A 16,639-nucleotide genomic window follows, 5' to 3' on the forward strand; every position below is an offset into this window, starting at 1 on the left:
TATATCCACATTGTTATCCACAATAATTTTATTTGTAAAATCGCTGTTTTATGATACATTACACCAAATTTGAAGATGCTTGGATTAGGAAAGCAAAGTTATGGCTGATGCATTATGGCTTAAGTGCGTTGACGAATTAAAATATCAAGTACCTGATAATATTTTTACCATGTGGATTCGCCCATTATCCGCCTCAATGCATGACAACACGATGGTCGTTAATGTACCTAATCAATACTTTGCCAGCTATGTTGAAAAAAATCATTTAAGTCAAATTCAAACGATTTTACACCAGCTTGAGCCAACCCTACCAATTCATGTGCAGATTCAAATTGATAAAGGTAACGCAATCACTGACGCTGTCGGTACACAAGAGCTTGGTGAGCAAAAAGTGACGCTGGTAAAAAATGAGCAGCAACGCTCTTTTCAGTATATCGATCCGCATTTTACGTTTGACCAATTTGTAACCGCAAAATCCAATCAAATTGCTTATAGTATTTGCCGAGAGACTGCCAACAATTTGGGTCAATCAAAAAATAATCCGCTGTTTATTTATGGCGCGACAGGTTTGGGAAAAACCCATTTGATGCAAGCAATTGCCCACGAGATTTTAAAACAAGGCAAAAGTTTTTATTACTTCACGTCCGATAAGTTTGTTAACCAGCTGGTGAATTCATTAAGAAAACAAAAAATCGATGAGTTCAAAGATAAAATTAAAAAAGCCGATTTATTGATTATTGATGATATTCATGTGATTGCGGGAAAGCAAAAAAGTAGCGAGCAGTTTTTGCTATTGCTCAATGATTTTATGAGCAAAAATAAACAAGTGATTTTGGCATCTGATAAACACCCGAGCGCACTGACTGATTTTGACGAGCGCTTAAAGTCACGTCTGGCTTGGGGAGTAGCAGTAGCGCTAGAGCCGCCAGAGTTAGAAACCCGTATTCAAATTTTGCAAAAAAAATCCAAAGCGCAAGAGGTGAATTTGCCAAAAGAGTGCGCTATTTTTATCGCTCAGCATATCATCGCCAATGTGCGAGAGTTGGAAGGGGCGCTCAACAAAGTTTTAGCCATTTCCCGTCTGCTCAATCAGCCTATCCATTTAGAATTGGTACAAATGGCGTTAAAAGATTTGATTGCCATTCGTGTACAAGCGGTCAGTATGGATAATATTCGTAAAGTCGTTGCTGAGTTTTATGATATATCGGTCAAAGACCTGATGGGTAAAAAGCGTCTACGTCATATCGCTCGTCCGCGTCAGGTGGCTATGAGTTTAGCCCGTGAACTAACCAATAACAGCTTTACAGAAATTGGGCAATCATTTGGTGGTCGTGACCATACCACGGTGATGCACGCTTGTGAGAAAGTACAAGAACTTTGTGTCAGCGATCTGATGTTTGACAAGGATTATCGCTCATTAAAATTAATGTTACAGACCTAGTATTTTGTTAACTCGATTAAAAAGATTTTTAGTTAATTACCCCGTATAATAGATTGTAATTTTTCCATTTGTTAAACCATTCATTTTGATTTGAGGCGGTGCCATGCAATTAGTAATCTCTCGCGATTTGTTACTACAAGCGATTAATTTAATTTCAAAAGCCGCTGACAAACGCCATAACATGGTGATTTTGGGGAATATGAAATTGGCGTTAACCGACTCTCAATTGGTGATGGTAGCGTCAGATTTGGAGCTTGAATTACAAGCCACCCTTAATTTGCCAGCATCGGCGTGCAAACAACCAGGTGAAATCACCGTTCCTGCCAACAAATTCAAAGATATCGTAAAATTATTGCCCGACGGTTTACCGGTCTCTATCACTGTCGCTAACGACAATCAGTGTTTAATTGTCTGCGGTAGTAGTCGTTTTAAACTCAGCACTTTGCCTGCCCAAGACTTTCCCCTATTGGGTGAGCCCGAGCAAGTCACGCCTATCCAATTGGGCCGTGAAGACCTAGTCGATTTGCTGGATAAAACGCATTTTGCGATGGCGGTGCAAGACGTGCGTTATTATCTCACCGGTATGCTGTTTGAAGTCAAAGAGCGGCAATTGGCGACGGTATCAACCGATGGCCACCGCTTGGCATTGGCACGTACGGTAATAGCGTGTGATGATAGCGTGGCACTGGCTGCAATTTTACCAAGAAAAGCCGTACTTGAATTACAACGTTTGTTAGCAGAGCTTAAACGCATGCTACCGAATCAAGATAATAAAATCACCCTCAATGTCGGTCGTGAATTTTTACAAGTTTTACTCCCTTTTGGGGAAGTCGATAGCACAGGTCAGCTAAAAAATGCCATCATGGTGGCTTTTACCGCCCGTTTGATTGATGGTAAGTTCCCCGATTATCGCCGCGTTATGCCATCATTGACCAACAAAATTGCCCGTATCAGCCAAGAGCAGCTGGCGAATGTGCTTCGCCGCGTGGCTATTTTGAGTAACGAGAAATCGCGTGGCGTGATTTTTGATTTTTCAGGCGATAACAATTTGATGGTGCGTGCTAGTAATGCTGAGCAAGATGAAGCCAGTGAGCAGCTTGAGGTTAAATATCAAGGTGAGGCATTAGAGATATCATTCAATGTGGCTTATTTACTAGATGTACTTAATGTATTGCAAGGGGAAATTGACTTTCATATGAGCCAAGCCAACGCTTCGGTATTGGTACAGCAAGTCAACGATAGCAAACACGAGTTTGTGGTTATGCCAATGCGTATTTAGTCAGCGGGCATATTTTTTTCAATTTAGTGATGAGTAGTCAAGTAGATAAATCATGCAAATTATTGAATTAGCTATTCATCATTTTCGCAATCTTCACACGATTGAGCTCCAACCCAGCAGTTGTAATGTGTTCTTGGGTCAAAATGGCAGCGGAAAAACGTCGCTATTAGAAAGCATCTATTTATTATCGCGCGGCAAAAGTTTTCGCCATCATCAACCGAGGCATTATATTGAGCATGGTTTTAGCGATACGACGGTTTTTGCTAGGCTCAATGATGATCAAACAGTCGCTATTGCCAAATCCCAAGACGCTACCACGCAATTGCGACTCAATGGGCAGTCGCTTGTGACCCAAAGCCCACTTGCGCAGCTACTACCGACCCTGTTGCTTGAGCCTGTGAGCCTTGCCCAACTAAAAGACGGTAGTCAAGCAAGGCGTGAAATGCTAGATTGGTTAGGGTTTCACGTGGAACCATCGTTTCATCCCAATTGGCTGTCTTATCAGCGTCTATTAAAACAGCGCAATAGCTTATTAAAGCAAAATTTTGGTAATGCCTCATTGACTAGCCTGCAACAGCAAGAACTGTCAGCTTGGGACTATCAGCTAAGCCAACATGCAGAAAAAATTCACCAAGCAAGGGCCGACATCATTGAACAATGGCAGCCCCATTTTTTGGCGCAAGTGCAAAAATTTTTACCCCAGTATGCCGAAAAATTACGATTGCGTTATATACCGGGGTTTGATATTGAAGTTGGCTTAGCAACGACCTTAGCCAATCGTTTAGCGTCTGACATTGAGCTGGGCTATACGCGTATGGGATGCCATCGGGCTGATATCAATGTCGTGCTAGATTTAGTGCATACTGATGCAGCAGGGCATAAACACAAGCAGACATTGCTTGCCACCGATATGCTGTCACGGGGTGAAAAAAAATTATTGGTCATGGCGCTTCGCTTATCGCAGTTGCCGTTACTTAACCAGGTCGATAAAGTACCTTTGGTATTGGTGGACGATATCACAGCAGAATTGGATAGTGACGCACTTATGCTGTTATTAACTGGCTTAAAACAAGTGAATTCACAGCTGTTTGTCACCAGTCTTACCCAAGATATCGTAGAGAGTATTCAAAAGATTTGGCAGGATAAGGTCAAACTGTTTCACGTGGAACAGGGAAGCGTTAGACAATTATCCCTTGAAGCACAAGGTATTCAAAATGGCTTATAAAAACCAATAATATTTTTAGGTGACTAAGTTTAAATGATTAAGTATTTTTTCAAACTGATGTAACTTAAACTCCCTCTTTTTTAGCTCTGCTAAATCACTATTTTGCCTCTCATAAGCAGGGATATTCAGTGACTTTTCCCCTAAAATTTGCTACAATAAACCCTTTATTTTCGCCAAAAAACTAAGAAAAAAATCAACGATTTTGACCATAAAATCGAGTATGTTCTGACGTTTTTGCCATGCAAAACTTATGGAGTCATCATGACTGATACATCTGCGAATGTAGCCGATCAGACACAACAATCTATTACCCAATCAAGTCATCAAGAAAATAAAGCCTATGGTTCTGATAGTATCCGCGTACTTCGTGGCTTAGAAGCCGTCCGTGTACGCCCTGGTATGTACATTGGCGATACCGACGATGGCACAGGTTTGCATCATATGGTGTTTGAAGTGGTGGATAACGCCATTGATGAAGCTTTGGCGGGTCACTGTGATCAAATTGATATTATCATCCATGAAGATGAATCGGTCAGCGTCAAAGACAATGGACGCGGTATTCCTGTCGATATTCACCCAGAAGAAGGGGTGTCAGCCGCACAGGTTATCATGACAGTACTGCATGCGGGCGGTAAATTTGACGACAACAGTTATAAAGTCTCAGGTGGGTTGCACGGTGTCGGTGTCTCAGTGGTTAATGCCTTATCAAAAAAACTGGTGCTCGATATCTGGCGTGACGGTTACCACTATAGCCAAACGTATGCCGATGGTGAGCCCGTAACCCCTATTGAGCAACTTGAAGCCACCCATCAAACAGGCACACAAGTGCGCTTTTATCCAAGCGATGATATTTTTACAGGCACGATTTTTGATTTTGAAATTCTCGCCAAGCGCTTACGCGAATTGTCGTTTTTAAACTCGGGTGTACGCATCGTATTGACGGATGAGCGCGATGACAAACGCCATGAGTTTGAACATGTTGGCGGTCTATCTGAATTCGTTCATTACATCAATGCGGGCAAAACTGGGCTAAATGAGGTGTTTCATTTTACCAGTGAAGAAAATGATGGTATCAGTGTCGAAGTGGCATTGCAATGGACAGATAGCTACAACGAAAAAGTATTATGCTTCACCAACAATATCCCGCAAAAAGATGGCGGTACCCATCTTTCTGGTTTTCGTTCGGCGTTAACGCGCTGCCTAAATAGCTATATGGATAGCGAAAACTTGATGAAAAAAGAAAAAGTTGCGGTAACAGGTGACGATGCGCGTGAAGGTCTAACCGCGATTATTTCTGTCAAAGTACCTGACCCAAAATTCTCAAGCCAAACCAAAGACAAACTGGTATCGAGTGAAGTTAAACCAGCGGTTGAATCAGCCATGCACGATAAGTTTAGCGCTTATTTGCTTGAAAATCCCAATGCTGCCAAAGGGATTGCTGGTAAAATCATCGATGCCGCCCGTGCGCGAGAAGCGGCGCGTAAAGCTCGTGAAATGACTCGCCGTAAAACCACCCTGGATATCGCAGGTCTGCCAGGCAAACTTGCTGATTGCCAAGAAAAAGACCCTGCGATGTCAGAGCTGTACATTGTGGAAGGGGACTCGGCAGGGGGTTCTGCCAAACAAGGGCGTAACCGTAAGATGCAGGCGATTTTACCACTGAAAGGTAAAATTCTAAACGTAGAACGTGCGCGTTTTGATAAGATGCTATCGTCGCAAGAAGTGGGTACCTTGATTACCGCATTGGGTACAGGCATCGGGCCTGATGAGTACAATCCTGATAAATTACGCTATCACAAAATTATCATCATGACCGATGCGGACGTGGATGGTTCACATATTCGCACCTTGCTCCTGACGTTCTTTTTCCGTCAAACCCCAGAGCTATTAGAACGTGGTCATATTTATATTGCGCAGCCACCACTGTATAAAGTGAAAAAAGGCCGCCAAGAATTGTATGTCAAAGACGATGAAGCGTTAAAGGCCTATTTATTGTCATCAACCATTGATGATACCCAGTTGCATTTGAGTGAAGGTACGCCTGCGGTCACAGGGCAAGCACTAGAAACCTTGCTCAATGATTATAACCAAACTCAAACCATCAAAAACCGTTTGCAAATCAAATATCCAAGTGCCGTATTGGATGCGTTGGCAATCACCAGCAAACTTAGCATGCCAATGATTGAAGATGAAGCACAAATGCGAAATTGGCTAGAAGCGTTAGCGCAGAATCTAGCAGTGACGGCAGACGGATTACACCCACAAATTGAATTAGAGTCCTTTAGCAAACAAGAAGGCGATTATCAAAAAACCTATTATCTACCGCGCGTGACGATTTTTATCCATCAGTTGCCACACGCATACTTGTTAGATACCGCATTTATTGGTTCAGGTGAGTATAGCCGTTTGCATCGCTTGACCAGTCAGTGGAAAGACATGTTGTCAGATACCGCTTATGTCGCTAAAGGTGATAAAAAACTGCCGATCAAAGACATGGGTTATCTATGGCAATTTATCATGAGTGATGCGCGCCGTGGTTTAGCGATTCAGCGTTATAAAGGGTTGGGCGAGATGAATGCTGATCAATTGTGGGAAACCACGATGGATCCAGAAAATCGCCATATGCTAAAAGTCACCATTGAAGATGCGATTGCTGCTGATCATTTGTTCTCGTGTCTGATGGGGGATGATGTAGAACCGCGTCGTGCCTTTATTGAGGAGAATGCGTTAACAGTGACCAACTTGGATATTTAACCCAATTTTAGGGTCGTGTTTTAATACTTTAATACAATGGAAACCACCTTATGTTGTAATAAGGTGGTTTTATTTCAGCTAGAATTTTTAAAAGAGATATCACATGATTGCCTTATTACTGCTAGCGATAGCCTTATCGATGGATGCCTTTGCTGTAGCGATTGGATTGGGTGCCAAACACCGTCAAGATACGACCAAAATTGCACTTATGGCAGGCGTATATTTTGGCGTCTTTCAAGGTTTAATGCCTTTGATTGGTTATCTCGGTGGACGTTCAATCTTAGGATTTATCGCAAATTGGGCGCCTTGGATCGCGTGCATTATTTTGGTGGGGCTTGGTGGAAAAATGCTGTATGAAGCCTTATCTGGCGATGATGAAGATGCGACATCACAAGACTCCACCCCGCACAATATTGCTTTAGATATCGCCAATGATGCCAATGTTGTCATCACGCATAAAACCATGACTACTTTAGCGATTGCAACCAGTATTGATGCAATGGCAGCTGGATTTACCTTAAATTTAATCCCAGTCAATCCTTATGTATCCTGTGCGGTAATTGCCGTGGTAACAGGTATTTTTAGTTTTATCGGCGTATTTATGGGCAAGCAATCTGGCACGTGGCTTGAGAGTAAGGCTGAAATTTTTGGTGGGCTAGTATTAATCGGTATTGGCATCAAAATGGTAATTTAATAGACCAGCTTATTTGTCTTGGATTTTAATGGTTTAAATAAAAAAGACTTTCAAATTAATGAAAGTCTTTTTTTATGTTAAGCTAACTTAATCGAAAGATTAACGTTCAATACGATACCAGGCATCACGTGCTGCTAGGCGAGCTTGGTCCCAAGTCAAACGTGAATTACCTTTGAATTGTTCCCAATCATTGCGTAAATCATTTTCAACACTTTCAAACTCATTAGCAGTATTAAAATGATGACGTGCACGGTAACCATAATCATACGCTGAGCGATAGTCAGTATCGTAATCATAGCCTTGGCTATAGTAAGTCGTCGTATTGTAGTTATTGCGCCAGTAGGTATCTTCTTCCGTATTACCTTCAAGCGTATTTGCTACGGCATTACCTGTGGCTGCGCCTGCTACAGCACCAATTGCACCACCCACCACTGAACCTACGGGACCACCTACTGCACCAATTGCTGCGCCTGTAGCAGCACCGGCTGCCATACCTGTACCACTGGCAACAGGGTTAGCTTCTTTACGCTGTTCACCTGCTTCAGTTGGATTAACTGCTTCACCGACTTCATGACCTGCTGCCCCGCCAGCTACAGCGCCAATCGCGCCACCCACTAAGGTACCGACAGGACCCGCTACTGAACCAACGGCTGCACCGGCTGCGGCACCGCCTAGTGCCCCAGAACCACTGGCAACTGGATGAGGTTTTTCGTAAGCATCTTCAGCAGTGGTAGGGTTGACTGCTTCACCGACTTCATGACCTGCCGCGCTACCTGCCACGGCGCCAATCGCACCACCAATCAATGTGCCAACGGGACCCGCTACTGACCCAACGGCTGCACCAGCTGCGGCACCACCTAATGCGCCTGTACCAGTAGCAACAGGATGACCTTTTTCTTCACCTTCTGCATAGCCATCCACTGTACGTAAACGTGGTGAATATTCTTGACCAGCAATACGAGCATCTGTTTTATTCCAACCATCACGAATGGCTTCTTTGGCATCTTCCCATGCAAGACGTGAATTACCTTTTACTTCATGCCAGCTACGTTCAAGATCAGATTCTACACTGTCAAACGTTGTGCCAGCTGGGTATTTTGCACGATTGGCATAGCCGACGGCATAAGCTGGTTGATAGTCAGTGGTATAATCATAACCATCTCTATAGTAGGTTGTTTGTGAATAGGTATCATTCCAATAAGTATCTTCAATCGTTGGATCAATCGCTTCACCTGCGGCGTGACCTGCTGCACCGCCCGCGATGGCACCAATTGCACCGCCGATTAACATACCTAATGGACCACCAATAGCACCGATAGCTGCACCTGCAGCCGCACCACCCATACCGCCTACTGCGGTACCGATTGGATGTGAGCCTGGTTCACCAGTGATAGGGTCGCGGTTTAAGTCTGAATTGTTAATATTGTCTACCATGATTGTATCCTCATTTGAAGTTTTTTTATCCAAGCCATACCAGTTTTTAGAAAAAATTTTTAATATGGCTGTTATTTTTATTGTCGAAAAACAATTAAACGTGACGTTAACTTAAAATGCATAAATTAAAATCAATTTTTTCGTAAAACCGTTTTCGGTTATTACCGTTTCATAATAATAAATTTTTGCGTCTACTCTGTAGCAATATCAGCAATTTTTTCGTAGAGTTTGGTAAACCTAAAGCCTCTTAGATTATGTTTGTGTAACAAAGATAATCAATTGGTGAAAGTGATGCAAAAAAATGTAGGTAAAGACCGTTTATGAGAGAAATTTTTTAGAGAAAATTTCTACTTAAAACATTCATGTAGCCATTTTTCACTCTATAAAAATCAGCAAATAAAGCCGTTAATTGGTACAATACCCATAAATTTTTGAAACCTGTTAGCATCGGTTCAGTTAAGCTATTTACCTAAATTTAAAGAGGCTTGTATGTCAACATCCAACAACTCAATCAAACAAGACCGTATCTTGGTATTGGATTATGGTTCACAGTACAGTCAACTAATTGCGCGCCGCGTGCGTGAAGCAGGGGTATTCTGTGAAATGTACCCATACGATATCGAAGCACGGCGCATTCACGACTTTGGTGCAAAAGGGGTTATTTTATCGGGCGGTCCAGAGAGCGTGTATGCAGAAAATAGCCCAAAAATTAACGACGCCGTATTTGATATCAATGTGCCGGTACTAGGCATTTGCTATGGTATGCAAGCGATGGCAGATCAGTTTGGTGGCAAAATTGAAGCCAGCAGTCACCAAGAGTTTGGCGCTGCTATCATTGAAAAGACCGCTCAAGATAGCTTTTTTAAAGGCATTGAAGATGAGCCCAACAAATTACATGTTTGGATGAGTCATGGCGATAAAGTTGTTGAGTTACCTGCAGGCTTTGAAGTGACTGCGATAACGCCAAGCTGCCCAATTGCTGCAATGGCAAATGAAAGCAAGCATTATTATGGGGTGCAGTTTCATCCAGAAGTGACCCATACGCTGCAAGGTGAAGCATTGATTAGCCGATTTGTGCACCAAATCTGTGGCTGTGCCAATGCGTGGACGCCGGATAACATCATTGAGATGCGTGTGGCGCAGTTAAAAGAACAAATTGGCGATGAGCAAGTGTTGTTGGGACTTTCGGGCGGCGTTGATAGCTCGGTGGTAGCCGCACTGCTTCACAAAGCGATTGGCGAGCAGCTAACTTGCGTGTTTGTTGATAATGGTTTGTTACGCCTACATGAAGGCGACCAAGTGATGCGAATCTTTGCTGAAAACATGGGCGTTAAAGTCATTCGCGTGGATGCCGAAGAACGTTTTTTGACCGCATTAGCCGGTGTTAGCGATCCAGAAGCCAAACGTAAAATCATTGGCAAAACCTTTATCGATGTGTTTGCAGATACCGCACGTGAACTGTCGGGTGAGGGCAAAGGCATTCAATTTTTGGCACAAGGCACCATTTATCCCGATGTCATCGAATCTGCAAAAAGTCACCAAGGCAAAGCACATGTGATCAAGTCGCACCACAATGTCGGTGGCTTGCCAGACGATTTGCAGTTCAAACTCATTGAACCCTTACGTGATTTGTTTAAAGATGAAGTGCGTAAGCTCGGTGTGACATTAGGGCTACCTGAAAAAATGATTTATCGTCATCCTTTCCCAGGTCCAGGTCTAGGCGTGCGTATCTTGGGTGAAGTGAAAAAAGAATATGCCGATATTTTGCGTCAAGCCGATGCCATCTTTATGCAAGAGTTGGAAAAATCTGGTTGGTATGAGAAAACCGCACAAGCGTTTGCGGTGTTCCAACCGGTAAAATCAGTGGGCGTGGTCGGTGATGGTCGCCGCTATGCGTGGGTGATTGCGTTACGGGCGGTTGAAACCATCGACTTTATGACAGCGCGTTTTGCCCATTTGCCGTATGATTTGATTGAAACAGTGTCTAATCGCATCATGAATGAAATCAAAGAAGTATCACGTGTGACCTACGATATCTCAAGTAAGCCACCAGCGACCATTGAATGGGAATAAAGCGACTAAAAAAAGCTAATAAAAAAAGGCGATTGATTATCGCCTTTTTTATGGTTTTAGACCACGACCGATAGTGTTATCGAGTATTGCTTTTACGGATCGCCAAAATAATCATTATCAATAAAATGCTAAAAAACCCCAGTGATAATTCTGGGATACTAAAGCCTAAAAACGTCCAGTCAATCACCGCACACTCGCCAGAACCTTTAAATACTTCTTTCAACACTTGAGCAATCGGCAGCGTATCCATCCAATAGTCCAACCCAGGACCACATGAGGGGACTTGGTCAGGTGGCAGGTGTTGAATCCATACATGGCGAATCGCCACAGCAATTGACCACAAAATGCCGAGCAGCGCGCCAAACATCAACAAAATCTTTGCCCAAGCTTGTTTTGGATTGAGTAAAAAGGCGATAAATGCAAAAATCCCCATCACAATTAAACCCACTCGCTGAAAGATACACAGCGGACACGGGTCTAATTTTACCACCCCTTGCAAATAAAAATAGGCGAAACTCATGCCAATAATACTGGCTAACGTCAATAGTCCTGCCAGTCCCCGATAACTTAACAAGCTGTGGGTCAATGAAGCATCACGCATAAAAAAACCATCAAACAATTTAGTGAAAAAGAATAAGCCAAACCATAGCGCTTAGAATTTTAGAAATTTAACCCTAAAAAATAATCAGTCCAACAATATCTGATTACTAGCACCTGCTAACTAGCGAAATTGACCCACATAGGCATAAAAATCTTGTGTGTCATTCTGCTCGATATCGGCTTGCTCACGCACAGAGTTTTTGGCAAGCTGCTCAAAGTAAGTCATTTGCTCAGGGACCAATCCTTGATGTCTTAAGCGATTGGCATGCATTTGCGCCAGTGACTTACCAAACTGCCAGCTACTATCAAAGCGTTCAGTATCGGCTAATACTTGCGCTGATAGGGTATTGTCGGGATTTTGCGCTTTTGCCATCATCGATTGCCACGCGTTGCGGTAATCATTGCTACCATAAGTGACATCCATGAGTTCTGATAGCTTACGCATACCTAGCAAATGCTGTAGTAGCCAGTCTTTAAATGCGACTTGCCCGGCCATTGTATCAATCATTAAGTTTGGCTCGCGCCCTTGATTGACGATTTTTTCTTGGTTTTGAGCAAGTAGGGCATCTTCATCGGGCAATAAGTCAGGACTGTCCAGCAATAGACAGTACAATGCTAAAATTTCCATAAAACAGGCGGTATTTAAGCTGATACCGATTTCGCTGTACGGATCTAAGTCAATCGCTCGCAGTTCCACATAAGCGATACCGCGTTTGGCTAAGGCATCACTGGGGTTTTCACCAGGTTGGGTTATTTGTTTGGGTCGAATCGGGCTGTAGTACTCGTTCTCAATCTGCAAAATATGGTCATTGATTTGAATGGGATAGCCGTTGTCGTCATCGAGTCCCAACGCGCTAAAATTAGGATGCGGCGTGTGGATGGCATTACGCAAACCTGCGACATATTCATCGAGACTGTTGTAGCGGATATCTAAATCATCTTGTACACTATTTTGATAACCCAGTTTGCCCATGCGCAGAGAGGTAGCATTGGGTAAATAGTAGGTTGATGCGTTCATTGGCTGTAGCGGATGCTCGCGACCCTTTAAAAAACACGCGCACACGGCAGGACTTGCACCAACCAAGTACAGCACCATACCACTTAGACGCTTGAAGTTACGAATCAGACCCAAGTATTTTTCATTTTTAAATTCAGTTAATGGCTGGGTATCACCTAACTGCTGTTGCCAAGCGGTGAATAAATTATCACCAAATGATAAATTATAATGCAATCCAGCAATGGTCTGCATACGGCGACCATAGCGGATGCCTAGACCGTGACGATATAGGGTTTTTAATCTACCTGAGTTTGAGGTGCCATAGTCGGCCAGCAAAATATCTTCATCGCCCGAAATCATACAAGGCATCGACATCGACCAAAACAGCTCGTCATCGGTCAAAGCATTTTGTACCACAATATGCAAATCACGCAGCATATCAAGTGCTTCTTTCACCGTGGGTTTTGGCTCAGTAATGAGCTCTAACAAGCTTTCGGCATAGTCAGTAGTGATAAAAGGGTGAGTGAGTTTTGAGCCAAGCTTTGCCGGGTGTGGGGTAGTGGCGATATATCCCTCAGGGCTCATACGTAAGCCTTCTTTTTCGATACCCCGTAGCATGCCATGAATGTTTTCAGCGGTCAGCCAAGTAGGTAGCTGCAAAGAAGTACAAGTTTGAGGCGCTTGAGTCATAGTTATCCTAATATTATTTTTAATTGTGTGAAATTATGCCACCAAATTTAGGCAAACACTATCAAAATATCGTGATGACGAAATTACCAATTGCGATATTCGCCAAACGTAAAAAACCCACAGTAATAATACCGTGGGTATGATAAAAACTATCGTATTACTCGATTAACTGGTAATTTTTACTTGACATCTGTCACTTTTAATGAAAAAGGCATTAAGAGAAATCCAATTCAGTCTCAAACCCTTTTAATTCATGAAGCGCCATGGCTAAGTTTGATTTTTGACGATCAAGTACTAGGTACAAGAATAGGTTTTCGTTACGGACTAGCGGACGGATTAAGTGATATTGTTTACTTAATGTGATTAGGATGTCTTCGATATTATCATTAAGGTTTAAAGCTTTAGAAGCTTTACGTTTTGCACGTACTACTTCAGTGTTTCCCGCTGCTGCAACTTCAAGGTCGATACCATTACCCGTTGTGGCAAGGGCTAGACCTGATTCGCTGTCAACCAATGCAGCTGCAATGAAACCGTCGATGTTATTTAGTGCGTCTAAAGATAATTTAGCCATGATAAGCTCCTTGGTGTTATTAAACTAATAATAAAGATTGCTTATTAATAATTGCTTAGCTAACAAACTTAAATCATTAACACATTTAACATTAAGTAATTAACAACAATAAATTAATGTCAACCTATATTAGGGTAGTTGATGATAACACGGTTAAGTGTCAGCACGCTGTTGATGGAAGCATTATTACGGATAAAGGCTAATGACACAAATCAAATCTGATAAACGCTGAAAAAATGTAGATGATTTTGTTCAAAGGTAACAAATACAGGATAAACGAAAATTAAAAGGCTAAACTTAACAGTTACTGGCTATATTTAAGCCAGAATTTAAGCTAAAGCCTTTTAATCATTCAAATAAACTAGGTAAAGAATCCCAGTAAAATTAGCTAGTAAAGCTAGATAGAAAATGACGAACCACAGCCACAAGTCGTGGTGGCGTTTGGATTGTTGACGGTAAAACGCGAGCCTTCCAAGCCTTCCACATAATCAATGGTTGAGCCATGTAAATATTGGTAGCTTAAACTATCAACGACCAGTGCTACGTCATCGTTGCTAAAGGTAGCATCATCATCGCCCAAGTTTTCTTCAAAATTAAAACCATACGAAAAACCCGAGCAGCCACCACCCGTCACATATACGCGTAGCATCAAGTCGTTATTGCCTTCTGAATCACGTAGGTTACGCACTTTTTTGGCAGCATTATCGGTCAAGGTCATGCCATCAACCATGCTATCAGTTACGGTATCGCTCATCGGGGTATTCCTTATAAAAACTTTTTTCTTATTATGGGGTGCTTGCTTTATACTATCAAGAATTTTCCCATTTAATTTTAGTCAAATTTTTTGAGTTTTGAGCCGATTATGATAGAACTAAAAGATGCCAGTATTCGCCGTGATGGGCGGGTATTATTCAAAGATGTTAATTTGCAAATCCATCCAGGTTGGAAAATCGGTTTAACAGGCAACAATGGCACAGGTAAATCCAGTTTTTTTGCGACGCTATTGACCCAAAAGGGCGAAGGCGAATTGGCACTCGACACAGGCAGTCTATCGGTTCCAAACAGTTGGCAAATCGGTCATATGGCGCAAGAGATTGAAAGCACTGACCAATCGGCAATAGATTTTGTGCTCAGTGGCGACAAAGAATACTTTGAGCTGCAAGATAAGATTAACCATCCAGATACCTTGTCAGAAGATGAGCTTGCCCATGTGCACGCGCGCTTTGATGATATCCATGGCTACAGTACCCCTGCAAAAGCGTCCCAAATCATGACAGGACTTGGCTTTAATGTCGCCCAAGAAAGCCAACCTGTGAGTAGTTTTTCAGGGGGCTGGCGTATGCGCCTAAACCTTGCCAAAACCTTAATGAGCCGAGCGGATTTATTGTTGCTTGATGAACCAACCAATCACTTGGATTTAGATGCCATCTTGTGGCTTGAAGAATGGCTCAAAGCCTATGATGGCACGCTACTCATGATTTCGCATGACCAAGCGTTTTTGGATAATGTAGTGAGCAATATCTTGCACATTGAAAACCAACAAATGACCCTTTATACAGGCAATTACAGCACCTTTGTGCGTACCCGTAGTGAGCGTTTAGCCCAGCAGCAGCAGCAGTTTGAAAAACAGCAAGAAACCCGTGCCCATCTTGAAGATTTTATCCGCCGTTTTAAAGCCAAAGCCTCCAAAGCCAAACAAGCACAAGCCCGTGTCAAACAGCTGGAACGGATGACCGAGCTAGCGCCTATCATGGCGGACAATCCGTTTCAATTTCGTTTCAAAGCCCCTGTGCAATTAACATCGCCATTATTGGTGCTAGACAATGCCAGTGTGGGTTACAACGGTGTCGCACTCATCGAGAACATTCGCCTACAAATTACCCCTGACAGCCGCATCGGTCTGCTAGGGATGAATGGCGCAGGCAAATCAACGGTTATTAAAGGCTTGGTGGGTGAGTTGCCTATCTTGTCTGGGACGCGTAAAGCCGCAGATAGTTTGGTACTAGGGTATTTTAACCAACACCAAATGGATAGCCTTGATGGCGAAGCATCACCCATGTTGATGCTACAGCGTCTCGCAGGCAAAACCTCAGACGCTGATTTACGGGCGTTTTTAGGGAGTTTTGACTTTCGCGGTGAGCGCATTGATACCAAAAGCAAGTTATTCTCTGGCGGTGAGCGGGCAAGACTCACCCTTGCGCTCATCGTATGGCAGCGTCCCAATGTTTTGGTATTAGACGAGCCGACCAATCACCTAGATTTGGAGATGCGGCAAGCATTGAGCATGGCTTTGCAAGAATTTGAAGGGGCGGTCATTCTGGTGTCACATGACCGAGAAATGATAGCCAATGTTTGCGATGAGCTATATTTGGTGCATGATGGTCAATGTAACATCTTTGACAATGACATCGCTTATTATAGTCAGTGGTTATCACAAACCCGTAAACAGCAAGCCAAACAAGCGAGCGACAATAAAAAGCTCGAAGACAAAAAATTAGCCGACCATAAAACAGATGTTTCACGTGAAACTTCTAGCGTACTCAATGCGTTATCCAAAGAAGAACAACGCAAAAAATCCGCTGAACAGCGTAAACTCACCGCGCCCATCCGTAAAAAAATCGAAAACGAGGAAAAGCAACTAGAAAAATTCATGGCGCAGCTAGGTGAAATTGAAGAAAAGCTGGGTGATGCAGGTCTGTATGATGATAGCCGAAAAGCCGATTTGTTAACGTTGCTCGATGAGCAGACGGCATTAAAAAGTGACATTGAAGCAGTCGAAGAGCAGGTAATGAATTTGATGATGGCACTTGAAGAGATGGAAAATAATTTTAACTAGCCAATAAAAAAGACAGCCTAGACTGTCTTTTTTTATTTAATCCAA

General features: G+C 42.8%; 11 protein-coding genes and 2 pseudogenes. 7 read left to right on the forward strand and 6 right to left on the reverse strand.

The window, feature by feature from the left end; translation table 11 throughout:
* Positions 1-100 precede the first annotated feature (100 nt).
* The 5 genes from dnaA (at position 101) to ACAM37_RS00025 (ending at position 7,393) form a co-directional block, all read left to right on the forward strand.
* On the forward strand, positions 101-1,441 hold the full coding sequence (gene dnaA / locus ACAM37_RS00005) for a chromosomal replication initiator protein DnaA (protein ID WP_312523185.1): 1,341 nt from the start codon (positions 101-103) through the stop codon (positions 1,439-1,441).
* 103 nt (positions 1,442-1,544) lie between these two features.
* Positions 1,545-2,720 (forward strand): DNA polymerase III subunit beta, encoded by a 1,176-nt coding sequence (gene dnaN / locus ACAM37_RS00010; RefSeq protein WP_099807350.1) that lies wholly within the window; start codon positions 1,545-1,547, stop codon positions 2,718-2,720.
* A gap of 52 nt (positions 2,721-2,772) precedes the next feature.
* On the forward strand, positions 2,773-3,945 hold the full coding sequence (recF, locus tag ACAM37_RS00015; protein WP_369626239.1) for a DNA replication/repair protein RecF: 1,173 nt from the start codon (positions 2,773-2,775) through the stop codon (positions 3,943-3,945).
* Between the two features lie 261 nt (positions 3,946-4,206).
* Positions 4,207-6,699: a DNA topoisomerase (ATP-hydrolyzing) subunit B gene (gene gyrB, locus ACAM37_RS00020; RefSeq protein ID WP_369626240.1), complete on the forward strand. Its 2,493-nt coding sequence runs from the start codon at positions 4,207-4,209 to the stop codon at positions 6,697-6,699.
* Positions 6,700-6,802: 103 nt separating this feature from the next.
* Positions 6,803-7,393, forward strand: coding sequence for a manganese efflux pump MntP (locus ACAM37_RS00025; RefSeq protein WP_095356241.1), 591 nt, complete (start codon positions 6,803-6,805; stop codon positions 7,391-7,393).
* Positions 7,394-7,933: 540 nt separating this feature from the next.
* Here the strand turns inward: ACAM37_RS00025 and ACAM37_RS12200 are convergent.
* Both ACAM37_RS12200 and ACAM37_RS12205 read right to left on the reverse strand, forming a co-directional pair.
* Positions 7,934-8,296: pseudogene (locus ACAM37_RS12200) on the reverse strand (glycine zipper domain-containing protein); the annotation flags it as partial.
* 66 nt (positions 8,297-8,362) lie between these two features.
* Positions 8,363-8,827: pseudogene (locus ACAM37_RS12205) on the reverse strand (hypothetical protein); the annotation flags it as partial.
* A gap of 489 nt (positions 8,828-9,316) precedes the next feature.
* Between ACAM37_RS12205 and guaA the strand changes: the two are divergent.
* Complete coding sequence (gene guaA / locus ACAM37_RS00040) at positions 9,317-10,900, forward strand: glutamine-hydrolyzing GMP synthase (RefSeq protein WP_369626241.1); 1,584 nt, start codon at positions 9,317-9,319, stop codon at positions 10,898-10,900.
* Positions 10,901-10,976: 76 nt separating this feature from the next.
* Here guaA and ACAM37_RS00045 read toward each other — a convergent pair whose 3' ends face one another.
* From ACAM37_RS00045 to erpA, 4 genes are all read right to left on the reverse strand, one after another.
* Complete coding sequence (locus ACAM37_RS00045; RefSeq protein ID WP_065253951.1) at positions 10,977-11,501, reverse strand: disulfide bond formation protein B; 525 nt, start codon at positions 11,499-11,501, stop codon at positions 10,977-10,979.
* A 120-nt stretch (positions 11,502-11,621) separates the two neighbouring features.
* Positions 11,622-13,187: a glutamate--cysteine ligase gene (gshA, locus tag ACAM37_RS00050; protein WP_369626242.1), complete on the reverse strand. Its 1,566-nt coding sequence runs from the start codon at positions 13,185-13,187 to the stop codon at positions 11,622-11,624.
* Positions 13,188-13,401: 214 nt separating this feature from the next.
* Positions 13,402-13,758, reverse strand: a complete 357-nt coding sequence (locus ACAM37_RS00055; protein WP_369626243.1) for a roadblock/LC7 domain-containing protein — start codon at positions 13,756-13,758, stop codon at positions 13,402-13,404.
* A gap of 397 nt (positions 13,759-14,155) precedes the next feature.
* Positions 14,156-14,488: an iron-sulfur cluster insertion protein ErpA gene (erpA, locus tag ACAM37_RS00060; RefSeq protein ID WP_065253985.1), complete on the reverse strand. Its 333-nt coding sequence runs from the start codon at positions 14,486-14,488 to the stop codon at positions 14,156-14,158.
* 132 nt (positions 14,489-14,620) lie between these two features.
* On the opposite strand from erpA, the gene ACAM37_RS00065 reads away from it, so the two are divergent.
* On the forward strand, positions 14,621-16,594 hold the full coding sequence (locus tag ACAM37_RS00065) for an ATP-binding cassette domain-containing protein (RefSeq protein WP_369626244.1): 1,974 nt from the start codon (positions 14,621-14,623) through the stop codon (positions 16,592-16,594).
* Positions 16,595-16,639: the final 45 nt, after the last annotated feature.

Source organism: Moraxella sp. K23 (assembly GCF_041154765.1).
Lineage (GTDB): Bacteria > Pseudomonadota > Gammaproteobacteria > Pseudomonadales > Moraxellaceae > Faucicola > Faucicola tetraodonis.

Bases quoted from the DNA above. Each gene is read 5' to 3' on its own strand.
- recF (WP_369626239.1), top strand. From the start codon at position 2,773: ATGCAAATTATTGAATTAGCTATTCATCATTTTCGCAATCTTCACACG.
- ACAM37_RS00025 (WP_095356241.1), top strand. From the start codon at position 6,803: ATGATTGCCTTATTACTGCTAGCGATAGCCTTATCGATGGATGCCTTT.
- ACAM37_RS00045 (WP_065253951.1), bottom strand. From the start codon at position 11,501: ATGCGTGATGCTTCATTGACCCACAGCTTGTTAAGTTATCGGGGACTG.
- gshA (WP_369626242.1), bottom strand. From the start codon at position 13,187: ATGACTCAAGCGCCTCAAACTTGTACTTCTTTGCAGCTACCTACTTGG.
- guaA (WP_369626241.1), top strand. From the start codon at position 9,317: ATGTCAACATCCAACAACTCAATCAAACAAGACCGTATCTTGGTATTG.
- ACAM37_RS00065 (WP_369626244.1), top strand. From the start codon at position 14,621: ATGATAGAACTAAAAGATGCCAGTATTCGCCGTGATGGGCGGGTATTA.
- ACAM37_RS00055 (WP_369626243.1), bottom strand. From the start codon at position 13,758: ATGGCTAAATTATCTTTAGACGCACTAAATAACATCGACGGTTTCATT.
- erpA (WP_065253985.1), bottom strand. From the start codon at position 14,488: ATGGTTGATGGCATGACCTTGACCGATAATGCTGCCAAAAAAGTGCGT.
- gyrB (WP_369626240.1), top strand. From the start codon at position 4,207: ATGACTGATACATCTGCGAATGTAGCCGATCAGACACAACAATCTATT.
- dnaN (WP_099807350.1), top strand. From the start codon at position 1,545: ATGCAATTAGTAATCTCTCGCGATTTGTTACTACAAGCGATTAATTTA.
- dnaA (WP_312523185.1), top strand. From the start codon at position 101: ATGGCTGATGCATTATGGCTTAAGTGCGTTGACGAATTAAAATATCAA.